The sequence below is a fragment of the Luteolibacter ambystomatis genome (assembly GCF_018137965.1).
GTDB classification, from domain to species: domain Bacteria; phylum Verrucomicrobiota; class Verrucomicrobiia; order Verrucomicrobiales; family Akkermansiaceae; genus Luteolibacter; species Luteolibacter ambystomatis.
Map to the genome: position 1 here is coordinate 4,612,422 of NZ_CP073100.1, position 15,047 is coordinate 4,627,468.

Genomic DNA, 15,047 nt, shown 5'->3' on the forward strand with positions numbered 1-15,047 from the left:
CACCCAGCCCGAACTGTCACCAGTCCGGCTACAAAGAGGCTACGCCGCCACCGCCTGTTTCTTCGGCTTCCCGGCGAGGAACAGCAGCACATCCGTCTTCGTCACCGCTCCGAGCAGTTCACCAGTGATCGCGGTGACCGGCAGACGTTCGGCTTCGGCCTGGCCGAAGAGTTCGAGCGCCTCGTTCATCGTCTGGTCCGGCTGGAGGCGGGTGAAGTCGTCGCGCATCACATCACGCGCGATCAGCAGCGATTCCAACTCGGGTTGGTCGAGGTAGGGCTTGATGTCGTGCAGCGAAACCACGCCGAGGAAGCGGTTGTCGTGGACGATGTGCAGGAACTCGTGACGGCTCTGGAGGAAGGCTCGGGCGACTTCGCCGAAGGTGGCATTCGGCGAGAGTGTGCCGGTGTCCGGCGTCATCAGGTCGCCGACCTTGAGCGTGGCGAGATGCTGTGCGACAGCGGCGGCACCCTTGCGCTTGAGCGCCTCGCCATAGAGGGTTTCGGGTTTCAAAGAACGGCAGATGTAGTAGGCCACCACACTGGCCAGCATCACCGGCATCAGGATCTGATAGTTGAGCGTCAGCTCAAAGATCATGATGATGGCCATCACCGGCGCACCGGTTGCCGCAGCAAGGAAAGCTCCCATTCCGATCAGGCCGAATGCTCCGGGCTCCATGCCCCATGCCGGGAATAAGGAGCACATGGCGATGCCGAACAGGTAGCCGAATGCCGCACCAGCGAAGAGCGTGGGCGTGAATACACCGCCCACCGCGCCGGAGCCGAAAGTGGCTGCTGTGGCCAGCAGCTTGCAGATGAGCACGACGGCCAGTGCCTGCCATGCCCAAGGCTTGGTCAGAACGTCGATCACCAGTTCGCGGCCGTTTCCAACTACTTCCGGACGAAACACCGTGATCGCGCCGACAATGAGCCCACCGAGCGCCAGCTTCACCCAGACCGGTGCTTTCAGCAGCGAAAACGCGCGTTCGCCGCCCTTCATCAGCGATAGGAACATCGGCGTGGCCAGACCGCAGGCGATACCCAGTCCCACATAAGGCAGCAATTCCGCGTTGGAATGCAGCGTGAAGGCTTCACCGCCTTCCAGGATCGCCGCATCGCCCTCGTGGGCGCGGATGGTCAAGGTGGCGATGACCGAGGAGATCACCAGAGGGCCGAAGGCTTCCATCGCCACCGATCCCAGCACGATCTCCGCCACGAAAAACGCTCCGGCGATGGGGGCGTGGTAGGCGCTGGCGATACCGGCAGCCGCACCGCAGGCCACGAGCTGGCGCTTGCGCGCGAGCGGGAACTTCAGCCATCGGCCGAGGACCGAAGCCACCAGCGAGGAGAGCTGGACCAGGGGGCCTTCGCGACCGATCGACGCGCCGGAAGCGCCGGAGAACCACGCTGAAACGGATTTCACCAGGCTGACCCGCACCGAGAGGTTCCCATCTCCGACGACCACGGCCTCCATGTAGTCGGTGGAATTGGCCTGTGCTTTGAAGCGGGTGCGGAAAAGGAGCGTGAGTCCGGCCAACAAACCACCGATGGTCGGGATCAGCAGCCGCCGCCATGTCGGCATGGATTTGAAGCTCGCAATTTCCGTCTGATGGAATCCGGTGAACAGGTGGTGCAGCCACTCGGTTGCTTCCTTGAACGCAATGGACGTCCAAGCTCCAAGGAAGCCGATGATCGCGGCCCACAACAGGGTGGCCTGGAGTTCATTGAAGCGGAGGCGCTCGCCCAGCCAGATCCGCACGCGGACCAGCCGACGTATGAATTTGCTCATGCCGGCCGTGCCGTCCGCTTCGGTCATGCGAGCGCTTGGGTGAATGCCACGGCGTCCTGCGCCTCCAGCAGTTGCTTCACCACTTCCGGATCGCGCAGGCGGCGGGCCAGTGCGGCGGTGGTGGCCAGATGTTCCGCCACGCGGTGGGGCGGGATGCCATAGAGGAAGATGAGTCGCACGGGCGTCTGGTTCTCCCCGAAGTTCACATGCTGCTTGCAGCGGGCCATCGCGAAGACGACCTCCTTCACCTGTGAGGTGCGGGCATGGGGCATGGCGATGCCATTGCCGAGCAGCGGGGGATTGATCTTCTGCCGCTCGAACACGGCCTCGGCGAAGGCGGGTTGGTCGAGCACTTCCGGGTTGCCTTCCAGCAGGCCGATCACCGCGCTGATCGCTTCGTCTTCCGTGGAAACATCGAGATCGAGGAGGAGTGGAGCATTCGGCGGCAACACGGGTGAACTCATTGGTCCCCCAATTAACCAAGCGGCCATGCAGGAACGCCACCAAAAAGAGGTCCCATCTTTGCCTAATCCTCCTCTGGCACCGGACCGGGAATAGGCTTAGCGTCTGATTCGTGAAGCCCGATGTGCCCGATGCCCGCCCGCCCGTGGAGGACCCCGGCGATTTACAGGTCAAACCGCCGAAGACCTGGGCCGTGGGCTTTCCGGCGGTGGCCTCGGCGATGTCCCAGATTGTGATGAAATCCGGCCTGCGCGGCACCCGTGCCCTGCTGGATCTCAACCAGTCCGGCGGATTTGATTGCCCGAGCTGTGCATGGCCGGACCCGGATCACCACCGCTCGATTGCGGAATTCTGCGAGAACGGAGCCAAGGCGGTTGCTTCCGAAGCGATGGGAAAGACCATCGGACGGGAGTTTTTCGCCGCGCATTCGGTGGAGCAGTTGGCGGAACAGAGCGATGCCTGGCACGATTTGCAGGGACGTTTGACGGAGCCGATGCTGCTGGAGGAGGGAGTCACCCATTACCAGCCGGTGGGCTGGGATCGCGCGTTTGCAATTCTGGCTGAAGAGCTGAGGGCACTCGTCTCGCCGAATGAGGCGCTGTTCTACACCTCCGGCCGCGCGAGCAACGAGGCGGCCTTTCTCTATCAACTTTTCGCCCGCGCCTACGGGACGAACAACCTGCCGGACTGCTCGAACATGTGCCACGAATCGAGCGGCACCGCGTTGAAGGCCGCCATCGGGGTCGGCAAGGGCACGGTGACGCTGGAGGATTTTTTGGAGGCGGAGACCATCCTCTGTGTGGGGCAGAATCCCGGGACGAATCATCCGCGGATGCTCACCACGCTGGCGCAAGCTGTGGCGAATGGCGCGAAGCTGGTCGCGGTGAACCCGCTGAAGGAAGCGGGCCTCACGGGGTTCGCGCATCCACAGGAGGTATTGGGCTTGCTCGGGAGGACTTCGCCCTTGGCGTCCACCTACCTGCAGGTGCGGGTGAATGGGGATCTAGCGTTGTTCCGTGGTGTCGCGAAGGCGATTCTGTCCGTGGGAGCGGAGGATGTTCCTTTCCTCTGCGAGCATGTATCCGGTTACGAGAGTTATCGTAGTCAAGTGGAAGGGACGGCATGGGAGGAAATCGAGACGCTTTCCGGTATCGCACGAGTGAAGATCGAGGAGCTGGCGGCCCTGATGGTCCGCGGTGAGCGCCGCGTGATCACCTGCTGGGCGATGGGGCTTACCCAACACCGCAACGCGGTCGCCACGATCCGCGAGATCACGAACGTTCATTTGCTGCTCGGCGCGATCGGTCGTCCCGGGGCGGGGCTCTGTCCGGTGCGCGGACACAGCAACGTGCAGGGCGATCGCACGGTGGGCATTTGGGAAAAGATGCCGGAGTCCTTTATGGAGGCGTTGGATCAACAGGCGGGCATTGTTTCGCCGCGTGAGCACGGGCACGATACGGTGGCCTCCATTCTCGCGATGCACCGCAGCGAAGCAAAGGTGTTCTTCGCGTTGGGCGGGAACTTCGCGCAGGCCACGCCGGATACGGATTTTACCGCCGCGGCGCTGAGGAATTGCAGGCTTACCTGCCATGTCTCGACCAAGCTCAACCGCAGTCATTTGGTTCACGGTCGCCGCGCGTTGATCCTGCCATGCCTGGGGCGGACCGATCGCGATCACGGGCGGTTTGTTTCGTGCGAGAACTCGATGGGCGTGGTGCAGTCGTCGGAAGGGAGGCTTGAGCCGGTTTCAACGGAGCTGCTGAGCGAGTGCGAAATCGTGGCGCGAATGGCGGAGGCGGTTGCCGGTGACGTCGGCAACATCCGTTGGCGTTGGCTGGTGGAAGATTACGATCGTATCCGTGATTGGATTGAAGCGGTCGTGCCGGGTTTCGAGAGCTACAATGAACGTGTGCGCCAACCCGGTGGTTTCTACCTTCCGAATGCCGCAAAGGAACGGCGTTGGAACACCGACACAGGCAAAGCCAACTTTGCCGCCGGGCCGCTGGATGCCTTCACCCCCGCGCCGGGTTGCCTGATCCTCCAGACGATCCGCAGCCACGACCAGTTCAACACGACCATCTATGGCATGAACGACCGCTATCGTGGCATCGGTCACGCGCGGCGCATCGTGCTGGTGAATCCCGATGACCTGGCGGAACGCGGGTTCAAGACGGGTGATCTGGTCGACCTCATCAGTGTGTGGGAAGATGGCGAGCGCGTGGCCCCGCGCTTTCAAGCCATCGCCTATGACATGCCGCGTGGTTCTGCCGCGGCATATTTCCCGGAGGCGAATGCATTGGTGCCCGTGCGCAGCACGGCGGAAGGCAGCAACACGCCGACGAGCAAATCGATCTCGGTGCGAATCACGGCTTCATGCTGAGCCGTTCGGTTGACACCGCCTACTGTGTGCTGCTTTGAAACTCGCCGCCTTCCAAGCGTGCCTTGGCTTCGCCTACGAGGAATAGGGAGCCGGCCACAAGCACGGGCTCGTTGAACGCAAGAGAGGCTTCGAGAGCCTCATCGAAGGTGGCGTATTCCGTGGCCATCGCGCCCTCGGGCAGAGCGGCGGCGAGTTCGGAAGTTGGTACGGCGCGCAGCGTATCGACGGGGCACAGAAGAATGCGTCCGGCCAGCGGAGTGAGCAGCGAGAGGATGCCGGAGATGTCTTTCGAAGAGACGGCGCTGAACAGCAGCGTGGCCTTCTTGTCGCCGAAAACCTGCTGCCAGGTTTCCGCCAGCACCTTCGCGGCATGGGGATTGTGCGCACCATCGAGGATAATCTCGGGTCGGCAATCTGCCGGGAAGCGTTCGAATCGCCCGGGCCACTTTACGTGGGAGAGCCCGTATTGGACCGTATCGAAACTGAGTGGCACGGCAGCGGCATCGAGCGCGGCCAAGGCAAGCGCGGCGTTCCATGCCTGATGTGGTCCGGCGAGCGCGATGGAGTAGCCGAGCAAAGGCTCGCGTACGAACGTGAGCGGGCAGCGGCATTCGTTCGCTTCCTTCTCCAGCACGAATCGGGCGGCTGGTTCCTGTGGCGATGAAACGGCAGTGGCTCCTTCGATGAAAATGCCTGCTTTCTCGGCGGCGATGAGTTCCAGCGTGTCGCCAAGCCACTGGGTGTGGTCGAGGCCGATCGGCGTGACCACGCAAACGTCCGCAGGCACGGCGGTGGTGGCATCGAGACGGCCGCCCATGCCGGTCTCCAGCACGATTAACTCGCACTCGCGCTCACTGAACCAGCGCATCGCCAGCGCGAGAGTGATTTCGAAGAAAGTGGGATGGGTTTCCAATCCCTCGCAGATGCCGCGCAGTTGGGTGAGCATAGCGGCGCAACCGTCCTCCGGGATCTGCTGTCCGGAGACCTGGATGCGCTCGCGGTAATCGACCAGGTGCGGCGAAGTGAAAAGACCGGTGCGGAGACCCGCGGCGCGTGCGACGCTGTCGATCATCGCGCAAGTACTACCTTTGCCGTTGGTCCCGGCGACATGGATGACCTTCACGCCGCGCTTCGGAAAGGCGAGGTATTCCTTGAGCAGGTTCCGAGGTCCCTCCAGCCCCAGCTTGATGCCGAACATCTGGGTGGAGAAGAGCCAGTCGATGGCTTCGGGATAGGTCATGGGAAGGGTAGGGACGGATCGCCGATCCGTCCGGGCGGAAAGAGATGCGTTCGCGGAATCCATCCGCTTCCAAAACAGAGAACGATGAAATGGGATGCGCGGCGCTGGAAAGCGTGAGCGCGAGACCCGGACGCCTCGGCGAGGCGTCCCTACCGGCTCACTCCGGCATCATGTAACCCAGCAGTTCGACGAGCTTGTCGCGCAGTTCCTTGCGCGGGACGATCGAGTCGATCAGACCGTGGTCGAGCATGAACTCGGCGGTCTGGAAGCCGGGCGGCAGGTTCTGGTGGGTCGTCTCCTTCACCACGCGCGGGCCGGCGAAGCCGATCATGCACTTCGGCTCGGCGAGGTTGATGTCGCCGATGGTCGCGAAGGACGCGGTGACGCCACCGGTGGTCGGGTGGGTGAGGACGGAGATATAGGGCAGCTTGGCTTCGGACAAGCGGGCGAGCGCGCCACAGGTCTTCGCCATCTGCATCAGCGAGAGCATGCCTTCCTGCATGCGGGCACCGGAGGAGGCGGAGACGATGACCACGCCGCGTTTTTCGGCGACGGCGGTCTCGATGGCGCGGGTGATCTTTTCCCCGACCACCGAACCCATCGAGCCGGCGAAGTATTTGAAATCCATCACCGCGATCATCGCGGGCTTGCCGCCGATGGTGAGGCGACCGGTGACGACCGCATCGTTGAGACCGGTTTTCTGGCGCAGGGAAGCGGTCTTCGCCTCATAGCCCGCGAAGCCGAGTGGGTTGGCGGAGACGAGGTCGCGTTCCGTTTCCTCGAAGCTGTCCGCGTCCGCGATCAGGGCGATGCGGTCGCCGGAATCCATCAGGAAATGGTTTCCGCACTGCGGGCAGGTGTGGAGATTCTGCTGGAGTTCCAGCGTGTGGATCATCGCGCCGCAGTCCGGACACTTGGTCCAGAGGCCCTCGGGCATGTCATCGCGTTTTTCGCGGCTGCGGAGACTCGGCTTTTTGAAGATGCCCATGAGAATGAGGAGGTTCGGGGCGGCGGCGGGGAAGCGCTCGCGCCGTGGCGGCCAGCCTAGCCGCGCATCACGGTCACGACAATCACCTTTTGAACGCCGCCCCGGCGGAGCACCCGGGCGCATTCGTGGACGGTCGAGCCGGTGGTGAAAACATCGTCGATCACCACCGCGCCGGGAGGTTTGCCGGAGGCGAAGCGGGTGCCGGTGCGGCTCAGGGCGAAGGCCCCTTTCAGGTTGGCCAGCCGTTGGGTACGACCGAAGTGGGTCTGGGTCTCCGTTTTCCGGATGCGCTTGAGGGCTGGCAGGACTGGCAGACCCGTGACGGCGGAAACGGTGCGGGCGATTTCCGCGGCTTGGTTGAAGAAGCGCTCGCGTTGGCGGGCCGGATGGAGCGGCACCGGCACCAACGGCCAGGATTCCGCGAGAGCGGGAGCGAGCCGGGGATCGGCGAAGGATTCGGCGGCGAGGCGGCCCAGTTCGGGGGCGAGATGGAGGGCCTTCTGGTATTTCAGACCGTGGATCAGCTCCATCGTCCGCAGGTCTTTCCGGAGTGCGGGACGGGCGAATTCGAAGGCGGGATCGAGCCCGGTGCAGTTCGGGCATTCGAAGGAGGTTTCGATGACGCCATCGAACGATTCACCGCAGACCGCGCAATAGGGTTCGGTGAGGCGTGGCAGGCTGTCCGCGCAAGCTCCGCAGAGCGCACGACCGTGGGCGAGAGGCGCGTGGCAGAGTCCACAGGATGGTGGGTAGACCAGATCCAGCGTCCGGGAAACCAAGGCCCGCCAGCCGTGCGGCGGCTCAGATGCCGGGTCGGTCGGCATGGCGGCGGGTGATGAAATGGATCACCACGCCGGTGACCGCCACGATCGCCAGCGGCAGCAGGCCTTCGCGCAGGGTGGTGCCGATCAGGAACCGGGAAACACCGCCCAAATTCGGGATCGGCTGGGTGATCGCCTTGAACACGAAAACGCCGAAGACCCAGCCGGCATGCAGGCCGATGGGCATCCACAGTCCGGCGGTCCTGACCCGGGCGTAGGCCACCACCGCTCCGAGCACGAACAAGGTGCAGAAGCTGGAGAGCAGAGGTAGTGGGTCCGCGTACTGGGCGAAGATCCGGCCTAGCAGCCAGAAGCCTGCCTTGGCGGATTCCGGATCGGGCACCGCGCCGAGGGTTTTCGGATCGAGGAAATGCAGGAAGGCAAACAGCAGCGAAAGGCTTGCGATGGCCGCCCACGGCTTCATGGCGCGCAGGAAAATCCCAAGCAGTACACCGCGGAAGACAATTTCCTCCAGCGTGGCCACCAGCAGCGAGCTGAACAGCGCCCCCGGGATCACCTTGCCCAGATGGAGCGGCTTTGGTGGGAAGAGGTTCGGCACGCCCTTGGTCGAGAAGGCGCGGTTCTCCATCACGAACGCCCCCGCATGGAGCAGCCACCAGGCCAGCAACGCGAGGCCGCCGAGAGCGAGCACGAAGCCGAGCGTGAGGTGCAGCCAGCCCTTGGGGTCGCGCTGGAGCGGCTGGCCTTCATTGGCAGCGATGGCGGATTCCGGCAGGCGGAAGGACCATGGCGTATCGCGGTAGCGGACCTGGCTGCGACCGATCTTCAGCCAGCGGACCAGCGGGAAGAACAGCACCAGCGCGGACAGCATCACCGAGCGGTTGAAGAAACGGGGGAAATCCGAGCGACCGCAGGCCTCGGCCAGCCATTTCACGAAAGAGTTGGTCTCCTTGCCATGGGTGACCTCGAAGAGAGCCTTGCCGCCATTGTAGAGCATGGGAGAGATTGCCGCGGCCAACAGCAGCACGCCCGCCACGTAGCACAGGATTTTGACGACATCGTTGGTCAGGGCTCTCCGCACGCCGGGATGCTGACAGCGGGCCGGGGGCAGTCAACGTCATCCCTCTGGACTCCGGCCTCCCGCGCCCGTAGCCTCCGGCCATGGAAAGTCATGAATGGCACGAGCGCACTGAGGAAGGTGTCCGATATTACCGTGCCAACCGCCATGCCAACAAGTGGACGTTCATCACCACGCTGAAGACCGACCCGGACTGGGAAACCGTCGATCCGGTGCCGGAAGCACTGTGGCGGGAACTCCGCGACGTGCTGTGGCGGAAGTACCAGCGCAAGCGGTGCCCATGGAAGTTCATCGAGGACATCGACAAGATGCTCGGCGATGAGCCGAAGCCCGAGGGGCGGTGAGCATCAGGCTCAAGTGTGGTCACGGACCGGGCGGCCCATCGTTGTCCGCGCAACGAAATAGGCGCCGTTGGTCATGAGGCACCAACCCAGGGCGCACAGGCCGGGGAGGAACCATATGGGCCGCAGATCCTGATAGGTCTGAGACCAGCCGCCCATAGGGGACGGGCCGCCCCGGGTCAGGCTGAGGCCTGATGATGAGGAGAATACCGCGGAGGGACCCAAGCCAGGGTGGGTGGTGGCAGGCAATGCGTTGCTCCAATTGACGCAGTATCGATCCAGATACCCGACCACCAGATCCTCATTTGCGGGGGCTACGGTTTTTCCCTTCAGATCATGAACGATTTGAAGGAGCCCTTTTCCATCCCAGGGCAGGGTTTGATCGCTGCCTTCCTTGATGATCTTCTGGCTGCCGCGCACATGCAGCCAGCCGGGAAGATCCGGTCGTCCGGCTGGATGCAGACGAAGTGCCGCCGCGTGGTAGCGGGTAGGTACCCCGCCGTGGATGAAATCCGCCCACGTGCCACGGACAGACCGGCAATTCTCGGTCCAATCCACCCGGAGCCATTGGTCCAACTGCAGCGGCTCCGGACTTGGTCGGATGGGCATGGCACCGGTGGAGACTTGGGATGAGAACCCCGGAAGCAGGATGCGGCAGTTATCCGTGATCCAGCCCAATCCACATAGCAGGACGAGAATGAAGAAGCTCGCATAGGATACCCATGGTGCTTGTCCGTGCAGCGGCAGGTGCTTGCTTCGGATGCGCTTTTCCACGAGGCGAAGCCCCAGGAGACAGAGCAGTAGCAACGCGATCACCAGGATCAAACCCCGCCCGAAAAGGTGGTCGCGGTTCAGCCCCCACCAATCCGGCGCTGGTGCGGGTGGGTTGGATGAGGCGAACCAGAAGAACCCCAGCCAGACCACGGCGGAAACAGCCACGAAGCTCATCCGCACCCGGGTGGGAACGATGGGGATGGAGTGGCGTTCGGTCATGCGGTGGAACGAGAGACTGGACGGCCGCGCATGGGATTCACGCAAAATTCACGCGTCGGGGCGCTCACACATGGTAAATCTTCCAGTGCTATGGCTTGGACACGTCGGCAATTTCTGTTTCGCCTGCCCTGCATCGGTGCGGGTCTCGCAGCGCTGGATGGGTTTGCGGTGGAGCCGGATTGGATCGAGATCACCCGGCATGATTTCAGCCACCTGGGAGTGGGCAAAACCATCGTCCATTTGACGGACACTCACTATCGCCGCAGCGACAGAGGTTGGCTCGAAGGGGTGCTGCGCACCGCGCTCGACCAAAAGCCGGATCTGATCTGTTTCACAGGGGATCTGGTGGATGGGAAAAACCGCAAGATTCTGCGCGAGGCACTGGAGGTGATGGCCACGCTGCCGGTGCCGCTTTACGGGGTGATCGGAAATCACGATCCGGACGATGCAGGCACAAGAGCGCTTTTCCGGCAGGCGGCGAAGGCCACCGGTGGAATGTGGTTGTTCAATGAGCGGCTGGATTTGGGGAAGATCGTGATCGAGGGAACGACCGGCTATTTCGGCCTCCAGCCCCGTCATGCGAAGCCGCGCATCCTGCTGTGCCACTATCCGATCGTGGGAGATCGCCCGTCGGGCCGACCGTATGAGCTGATCCTCAGCGGCCATTCCCACGGCGGCCAGTGTCGTCTCCCCGGTGTGGCGGCCTTGTATCTGCCGCAGGGCGTGGGTCGCTATGTGGCGGGCCACTATGATTCTCCGGCGGGGAGGCTTTTCGTCAGCCGGGGGATCGGCACCACCGGACTGCCCGTACGCTTTGCCTGCCGTCCGGAGATGGCCGTGTTCCGAATTTGAGGGAAACGGGTCTCAACGGAGTCGGCGGAAATCGAAGGTTGGGCTCCGAAATCCGCCGGCTGTTTTTTTTGGGGGGAGATTTGAATCAGGAAAGAGGTCCGGGGGGAGGTCTTGCTGACAGGGGGAGAGTGACACAAAATCGGCCATCGTGATATACCGTGATCGCGTTGGAAGATAGATATGATGGGTTCGTGCGATCTGCACGATATTGCCGAACTTCATCTCGGACAAAGATCCGAAGCCTTCGATTTCCCTTGAGCAAACGCCTCTGCCGGAAGCCTCATGTGGGGATGACGCGGATGATTCTGGCGGGAGTGTATGCGGCGATGATGGGAATGGCTGGGGCCGGGACGGCTCTGCCTGACCCCCTGACCGCGCTGGATGGCACGAAGATCGGGAACCCCGCGCAGTGGCGTGAGAAACGCCGGCCGGAGCTATTGGAACTTTTGACGAAGCAGATGTACGGACGCTCCCCCGCCCGGCCGGAGAAAATGAAGATCGAGGTGTTCGACCGCGACCCCCACGCCCTCGGAGACAAAGCCACCCGCATCCAGATGGCGCTCTATCCGAATGGCGACCCGAAAGGGCCGCGGATGGATTTGCTGGTCTATGTGCCGAATCAGGCCAAAGGCCCGGTCCCGGCGATCCTCGCGCTGAATTTCTGGGGGAATCAGGCCATCCACACCGATCCCGGCATCCGGATCACGGAGAGCTGGGTGGAGGAAAAAACCTCCTACGTGAATCTATCCGCCGTGAAGGACCACCGCGCGCTGGAGGGCTCCCGCGGCATCAATGCGAAGCAGTGGCCGGTGGAGCGCATCCTGGAACGCGGCTACGCACTGGCGACGATGTATCGTGAAGATATCGCGCCGGACCATGAGCCGTATTTTGCCTCCGGCGCACAGTCGCTCTATCCGGAACTCCAGCAGGGTGACGACAATTTTGGTACCATCGCGGCGTGGGCGTGGGGGTTGAGCCGGGCGATGGATGCCTTGGAGAAAGAGCCTGCGATCGATGCCAAGCGGGTGGGGGTGCTGGGCTGGTCCCGTCTGGGGAAGGCCGCCCTGTGGGCCGGGGCGAACGACGAGCGTTTCGCCGCCGTCTACAGCCATGAATCCGGTGCCGGTGGCGCGAAACTGTTCCATCGCGGGGTGGGCGAGAACATCGAGCGGCTGAACCGCGTTTTTCCGCACTGGTTCGCCCGCTCGTTCCGCCAGTATGTGGGGAAGGACACGGAACTGCCCTTCGACCAACATCTGGTGATGGCCTTGGTGGCTCCACGTCCTTTGTATGTCGCCAGCGCGATCGAGGACAAAAATGCCGATCCGGAAGGCGAGTTCGCGGGCGCGAAGGCTGCGGAGCCGGTTTTCAAGCTGCTCGGAGCGGGCGGGCTTCCTGCGGAAACCTGGCCTGCCGTTGGTCAGCCGGTGCTGGACGGGATCATCGGCTACCACGTGCGCCCGGGAGGCCACGATCTGACCGATCACGATTGGGAGCAGTATCTGGCGTTTTCCGACCGCCAGCTCAAAGCCCGCTGAAAGCGCCGGGCCGAAAAGGAGATCGGCGGATGTCGAAAGGGGGGCCCCCGACATCCGCCGACCAATTTTTGGGGGGAGAATGATTGCTTCCTTTGGGTGGAAGGCCCTCGCGCCGGGTGGCGCGCTGACGAACCCAATATGATCAAAATCGGCCGCAGCGGCACTACGCGATCGCGTAGGTTGGGGCGGAATGTGTCTTTTCCGTCAGTAAATGTGCCTCTGGTGTTGATGACAATGAGGGCGCGCGCGCGTATCAGACGCTGATGACACACGGAGCGGAGTTTTCACGCCGGGGATTCCTCGGCTCGGCTTTGGCGGGATTGGCCCTCCCCGGGATGGCGGGATCGGCAGCCGGCGAGGGTGCCAATCCCGACAAGCCCTTTCGCAATCCGTTCGTCTATCGCTTCACCATCGGTGATCTGGAGGCCTTTTCGATCAGCGACTGCAATTTACAACTGCGGGAAGGTCTCGGCCTGATGTGGCCGGAGGAAGATCGTCCGAAGATGAAGGACGTCATGGATCTGCACGGCGAGGCGGGCAACCAACTGCCACTCTACGTGAATCTGCTGGTGGTGCGCTCCGGCAAGGAGGTGGCGGTGTTTGATGCGGGATTCGGCCGCGGCAGCAATCCGCAGATGGGGTGGTTCGAGTCCGGTCTGGCGATGGCGGGTGTCCGCCCGGAGGAGGTCACGGCGGCCTTTCTCAGCCATTCGCACTCCGATCATCTGAACGGTTTCGTCACTGCCGGGAAGCCGACGTTTCCGAATGCCGCCTTTTATGTGCTGCCGGAAGAGGTGGCCTTCTGGCGTTCGCCCGAGCCGGATTTCTCCAAGAGCAAGCGCGACAAGAAGCCGCTTCCGAACATGGTCCGCGAGGTCCGGGCGAACTTCGATATTCTCCAGCCGGTGATGCAGCAGGTGAAGCCGGGGACCCAGCTCTGGAATGGCAAGGTGACCGTGGAGGCGGCGCCCGGCCACACGGACGGGCACGCGTGCTTCCGTATCAGGTCCGGCAATGACGAACTGCTGCACCTGATGGACCTTTCCCACCACGCGCTGCTGATGTTCGCGAACCCGGATTGGACCATCGCCTTCGATCACGATCCGGTGCAGGCGGTGGTGACGCGGAAAAAGTATTGGAGCGAGGCGGCGGCGAAGCGGACCCGCTGCTACGGCTTCCATCTGCCATGGCCGGGGCTTGGGCGGATCGTCCAGACCGGAGCTTCCTACAGTTGGTGGGCGGAGAAGCTGACGTGGATGGCGTGAGCGGCGTTTTCGATTTCCCGTCGGGAGCGGCTGCTCCAAGCTCCGCTCATGCGTGAGGACAGCCGCCGGTGGATCGAGGAGGACAGGAGCCATTGCTGGCATCCTTTCACCCGGCAGGCGGATTGGTGTGCGGAGGAGCCGCTGGTGCTGGTTCGCGGTGAGGGCGTGTGGTTGTGGGATTCGGAAGGGCGGCGTTACTTTGATGGGAATTCTTCGATCTGGACGAATATCCACGGCCACCGGCATCCGCGCCTCGATGCGGCGATCCGGGCACAGCTTGATGAGGTCGCGCACACGTCCTTCCTCGGCTTTGCCAATCCGCGGGCATCCGAGTTGTCCGCGCGCCTGAGCGGGCTGTTTCCGGATGGGACCCTTGAGCGGGTGTTTTTCTCCGATGATGGTTCCACCGCCATCGAGTGTGCGGTGCGGATGGCGCTGCAATACCGGTTGAACCGCGGCGAGAACGGGCGCACCGGTTTTGTCGCGTTCGAGAACGGTTACCACGGCGATACGCTTGGCGCGGCTTCGCTGGGTGGGGTTGGACGCTTCACCGGATTGATGCAACGCTTCGGATTCGGTGTGAAGCGTGTCACCGATGTGGCGGCGCTGGAGGCGATGCCGGAAAGTGAAAGCGCGGGGATCGCGGCGGTGATTCTCGAACCGTTGATCCAAGGCGTGAACGAGATGCGCCTGTGGCCGCAGGGCATGCTGGCGGCATTGCGCCGCTGGTGCGATGCGCGCGGCATCCATCTGATCCTGGATGAGGTAATGACGGGCTTCGGGCGCACGGGGCGCATGTTCGCCTGCCAGCATGAAAACGTGACCCCGGATTTTCTGTGCGTGGCGAAGGGGCTTACCGGCGGCTACATGCCCATGGCGGCCACTCTGACGACGTCAGCGGTATATGATGCCTTTCTCGGCTGTGCGGAGAAGACTTTCTACTATGGACATAGTTACACGGCGAATCCACTCGGATGCGCGGTAGCCTTGGCCGGGCTGGATGTCTTCGAGCAGGAGCGGGTGCTGGAGAATCTCCAGCCGAACATCGCGCGCATGGAGGAACTGCTGGCGGGTTTGAAGGAGCGCTGTCCGCAGGTGCATGAAATCCGCCAGTGCGGATTCATCGCGGGGATCGAACTGCGGCAGCCGGACGGCAACCGCTTTCCGGCGGAGACTCGTACCGGTGAAACGGTGTGCCGGACCGCTTGGAAACATGGCCTGCTGACACGACCGATCCTCGATACCATCGTGCTGATGCCGCCGTTGGCGGCGACGGAGGAGGAACTGGCCTTTGCCGTGGCCGCGTTGGAGAAGGCGATTGGAGAAGGGGCCCGCTGATC

The 15,047-nt window shown here is 63.1% G+C and carries 13 protein-coding genes; 6 read left to right on the forward strand and 7 right to left on the reverse strand.

The annotated features are described in order from the left end of the window. Positions 1–39 precede the first annotated feature (39 nt). Together KBB96_RS17870 and KBB96_RS17875 are read right to left on the reverse strand one after the other, a co-directional pair. Positions 40–1,815 (reverse strand): ClcB-like voltage-gated chloride channel protein, encoded by a 1,776-nt coding sequence (locus tag KBB96_RS17870; RefSeq protein ID WP_211630855.1) that lies wholly within the window; start codon positions 1,813–1,815, stop codon positions 40–42. After that, positions 1,812–2,252: a PTS sugar transporter subunit IIA gene (locus tag KBB96_RS17875; protein ID WP_211630856.1), complete on the reverse strand. Its 441-nt coding sequence runs from the start codon at positions 2,250–2,252 to the stop codon at positions 1,812–1,814. The genes KBB96_RS17870 and KBB96_RS17875 overlap by 4 nt, the downstream gene beginning before the upstream one ends. Before the next feature lie 110 nt (positions 2,253–2,362). On the opposite strand from KBB96_RS17875, the gene KBB96_RS17880 reads away from it, so the two are divergent. Next, positions 2,363–4,630 (forward strand): FdhF/YdeP family oxidoreductase, encoded by a 2,268-nt coding sequence (locus KBB96_RS17880; RefSeq protein WP_211630857.1) that lies wholly within the window; start codon positions 2,363–2,365, stop codon positions 4,628–4,630. Between the two features lie 19 nt (positions 4,631–4,649). On the opposite strand, the gene KBB96_RS17885 is transcribed toward KBB96_RS17880, so the two are convergent. From KBB96_RS17885 to KBB96_RS17900, 4 genes are all read right to left on the reverse strand, one after another. After that, positions 4,650–5,870 (reverse strand): bifunctional folylpolyglutamate synthase/dihydrofolate synthase, encoded by a 1,221-nt coding sequence (locus tag KBB96_RS17885; RefSeq protein WP_211630858.1) that lies wholly within the window; start codon positions 5,868–5,870, stop codon positions 4,650–4,652. A 157-nt stretch (positions 5,871–6,027) separates the two neighbouring features. Further along, the gene (accD, locus tag KBB96_RS17890) at positions 6,028–6,858 is read right to left on the reverse strand and encodes an acetyl-CoA carboxylase, carboxyltransferase subunit beta (protein ID WP_211630859.1); all 831 of its coding nucleotides are present in this window, start codon (positions 6,856–6,858) and stop codon (positions 6,028–6,030) included. A 56-nt stretch (positions 6,859–6,914) separates the two neighbouring features. Then, positions 6,915–7,682 (reverse strand): ComF family protein, encoded by a 768-nt coding sequence (locus tag KBB96_RS17895; RefSeq protein WP_211630860.1) that lies wholly within the window; start codon positions 7,680–7,682, stop codon positions 6,915–6,917. After that, positions 7,660–8,721, reverse strand: coding sequence for a CPBP family intramembrane glutamic endopeptidase (locus tag KBB96_RS17900; RefSeq protein ID WP_211630861.1), 1,062 nt, complete (start codon positions 8,719–8,721; stop codon positions 7,660–7,662). The genes KBB96_RS17895 and KBB96_RS17900 overlap by 23 nt, the downstream gene beginning before the upstream one ends. Positions 8,722–8,801: 80 nt before the next feature. Here KBB96_RS17900 and KBB96_RS17905 point away from each other — a divergent pair, with 80 nt between their 5' ends. Continuing rightward, on the forward strand, positions 8,802–9,062 hold the full coding sequence (locus tag KBB96_RS17905; protein ID WP_211630862.1) for a hypothetical protein: 261 nt from the start codon (positions 8,802–8,804) through the stop codon (positions 9,060–9,062). Positions 9,063–9,071: 9 nt separating this feature from the next. Here KBB96_RS17905 and KBB96_RS17910 read toward each other — a convergent pair whose 3' ends face one another. Next, complete coding sequence (locus KBB96_RS17910) at positions 9,072–10,052, reverse strand: hypothetical protein (protein WP_211630863.1); 981 nt, start codon at positions 10,050–10,052, stop codon at positions 9,072–9,074. A gap of 90 nt (positions 10,053–10,142) precedes the next feature. On the opposite strand from KBB96_RS17910, the gene KBB96_RS17915 reads away from it, so the two are divergent. The 4 genes from KBB96_RS17915 to bioA all read left to right on the forward strand — a co-directional run bounded on the left by KBB96_RS17915 (position 10,143) and on the right by bioA (position 15,045). Next, positions 10,143–10,904 (forward strand): metallophosphoesterase, encoded by a 762-nt coding sequence (locus tag KBB96_RS17915; protein WP_211630864.1) that lies wholly within the window; start codon positions 10,143–10,145, stop codon positions 10,902–10,904. A gap of 290 nt (positions 10,905–11,194) precedes the next feature. Next, on the forward strand, positions 11,195–12,442 hold the full coding sequence (locus tag KBB96_RS17920; RefSeq protein ID WP_211630865.1) for a glucuronyl esterase domain-containing protein: 1,248 nt from the start codon (positions 11,195–11,197) through the stop codon (positions 12,440–12,442). A gap of 263 nt (positions 12,443–12,705) precedes the next feature. Beyond that, the gene (locus tag KBB96_RS17925) at positions 12,706–13,707 is read left to right on the forward strand and encodes an MBL fold metallo-hydrolase (RefSeq protein WP_211630866.1); all 1,002 of its coding nucleotides are present in this window, start codon (positions 12,706–12,708) and stop codon (positions 13,705–13,707) included. A gap of 48 nt (positions 13,708–13,755) precedes the next feature. Beyond that, a complete protein-coding gene (bioA, locus tag KBB96_RS17930) occupies positions 13,756–15,045 on the forward strand; it encodes an adenosylmethionine--8-amino-7-oxononanoate transaminase (protein ID WP_211630867.1) in 1,290 nt (429 codons plus the stop codon). The last annotated feature ends 2 nt before the right edge of the window (positions 15,046–15,047 follow it).

Excerpts from the sequence above, each read along its gene's own strand:
- KBB96_RS17870 (WP_211630855.1), bottom strand. The coding sequence starts at position 1,815 with ATGACCGAAGCGGACGGCACGGCCGGCATGAGCAAATTCATACGTCGG.
- KBB96_RS17875 (WP_211630856.1), bottom strand. The coding sequence starts at position 2,252 with ATGAGTTCACCCGTGTTGCCGCCGAATGCTCCACTCCTCCTCGATCTC.
- KBB96_RS17885 (WP_211630858.1), bottom strand. The coding sequence starts at position 5,870 with ATGACCTATCCCGAAGCCATCGACTGGCTCTTCTCCACCCAGATGTTC.
- accD (WP_211630859.1), bottom strand. The coding sequence starts at position 6,858 with ATGGGCATCTTCAAAAAGCCGAGTCTCCGCAGCCGCGAAAAACGCGAT.
- KBB96_RS17895 (WP_211630860.1), bottom strand. The coding sequence starts at position 7,682 with ATGCCGACCGACCCGGCATCTGAGCCGCCGCACGGCTGGCGGGCCTTG.
- KBB96_RS17905 (WP_211630862.1), top strand. The coding sequence starts at position 8,802 with ATGGAAAGTCATGAATGGCACGAGCGCACTGAGGAAGGTGTCCGATAT.
- KBB96_RS17910 (WP_211630863.1), bottom strand. The coding sequence starts at position 10,052 with ATGACCGAACGCCACTCCATCCCCATCGTTCCCACCCGGGTGCGGATG.
- KBB96_RS17915 (WP_211630864.1), top strand. The coding sequence starts at position 10,143 with ATGGCTTGGACACGTCGGCAATTTCTGTTTCGCCTGCCCTGCATCGGT.
- KBB96_RS17920 (WP_211630865.1), top strand. The coding sequence starts at position 11,195 with ATGACGCGGATGATTCTGGCGGGAGTGTATGCGGCGATGATGGGAATG.
- KBB96_RS17925 (WP_211630866.1), top strand. The coding sequence starts at position 12,706 with ATGACACACGGAGCGGAGTTTTCACGCCGGGGATTCCTCGGCTCGGCT.
- bioA (WP_211630867.1), top strand. The coding sequence starts at position 13,756 with ATGCGTGAGGACAGCCGCCGGTGGATCGAGGAGGACAGGAGCCATTGC.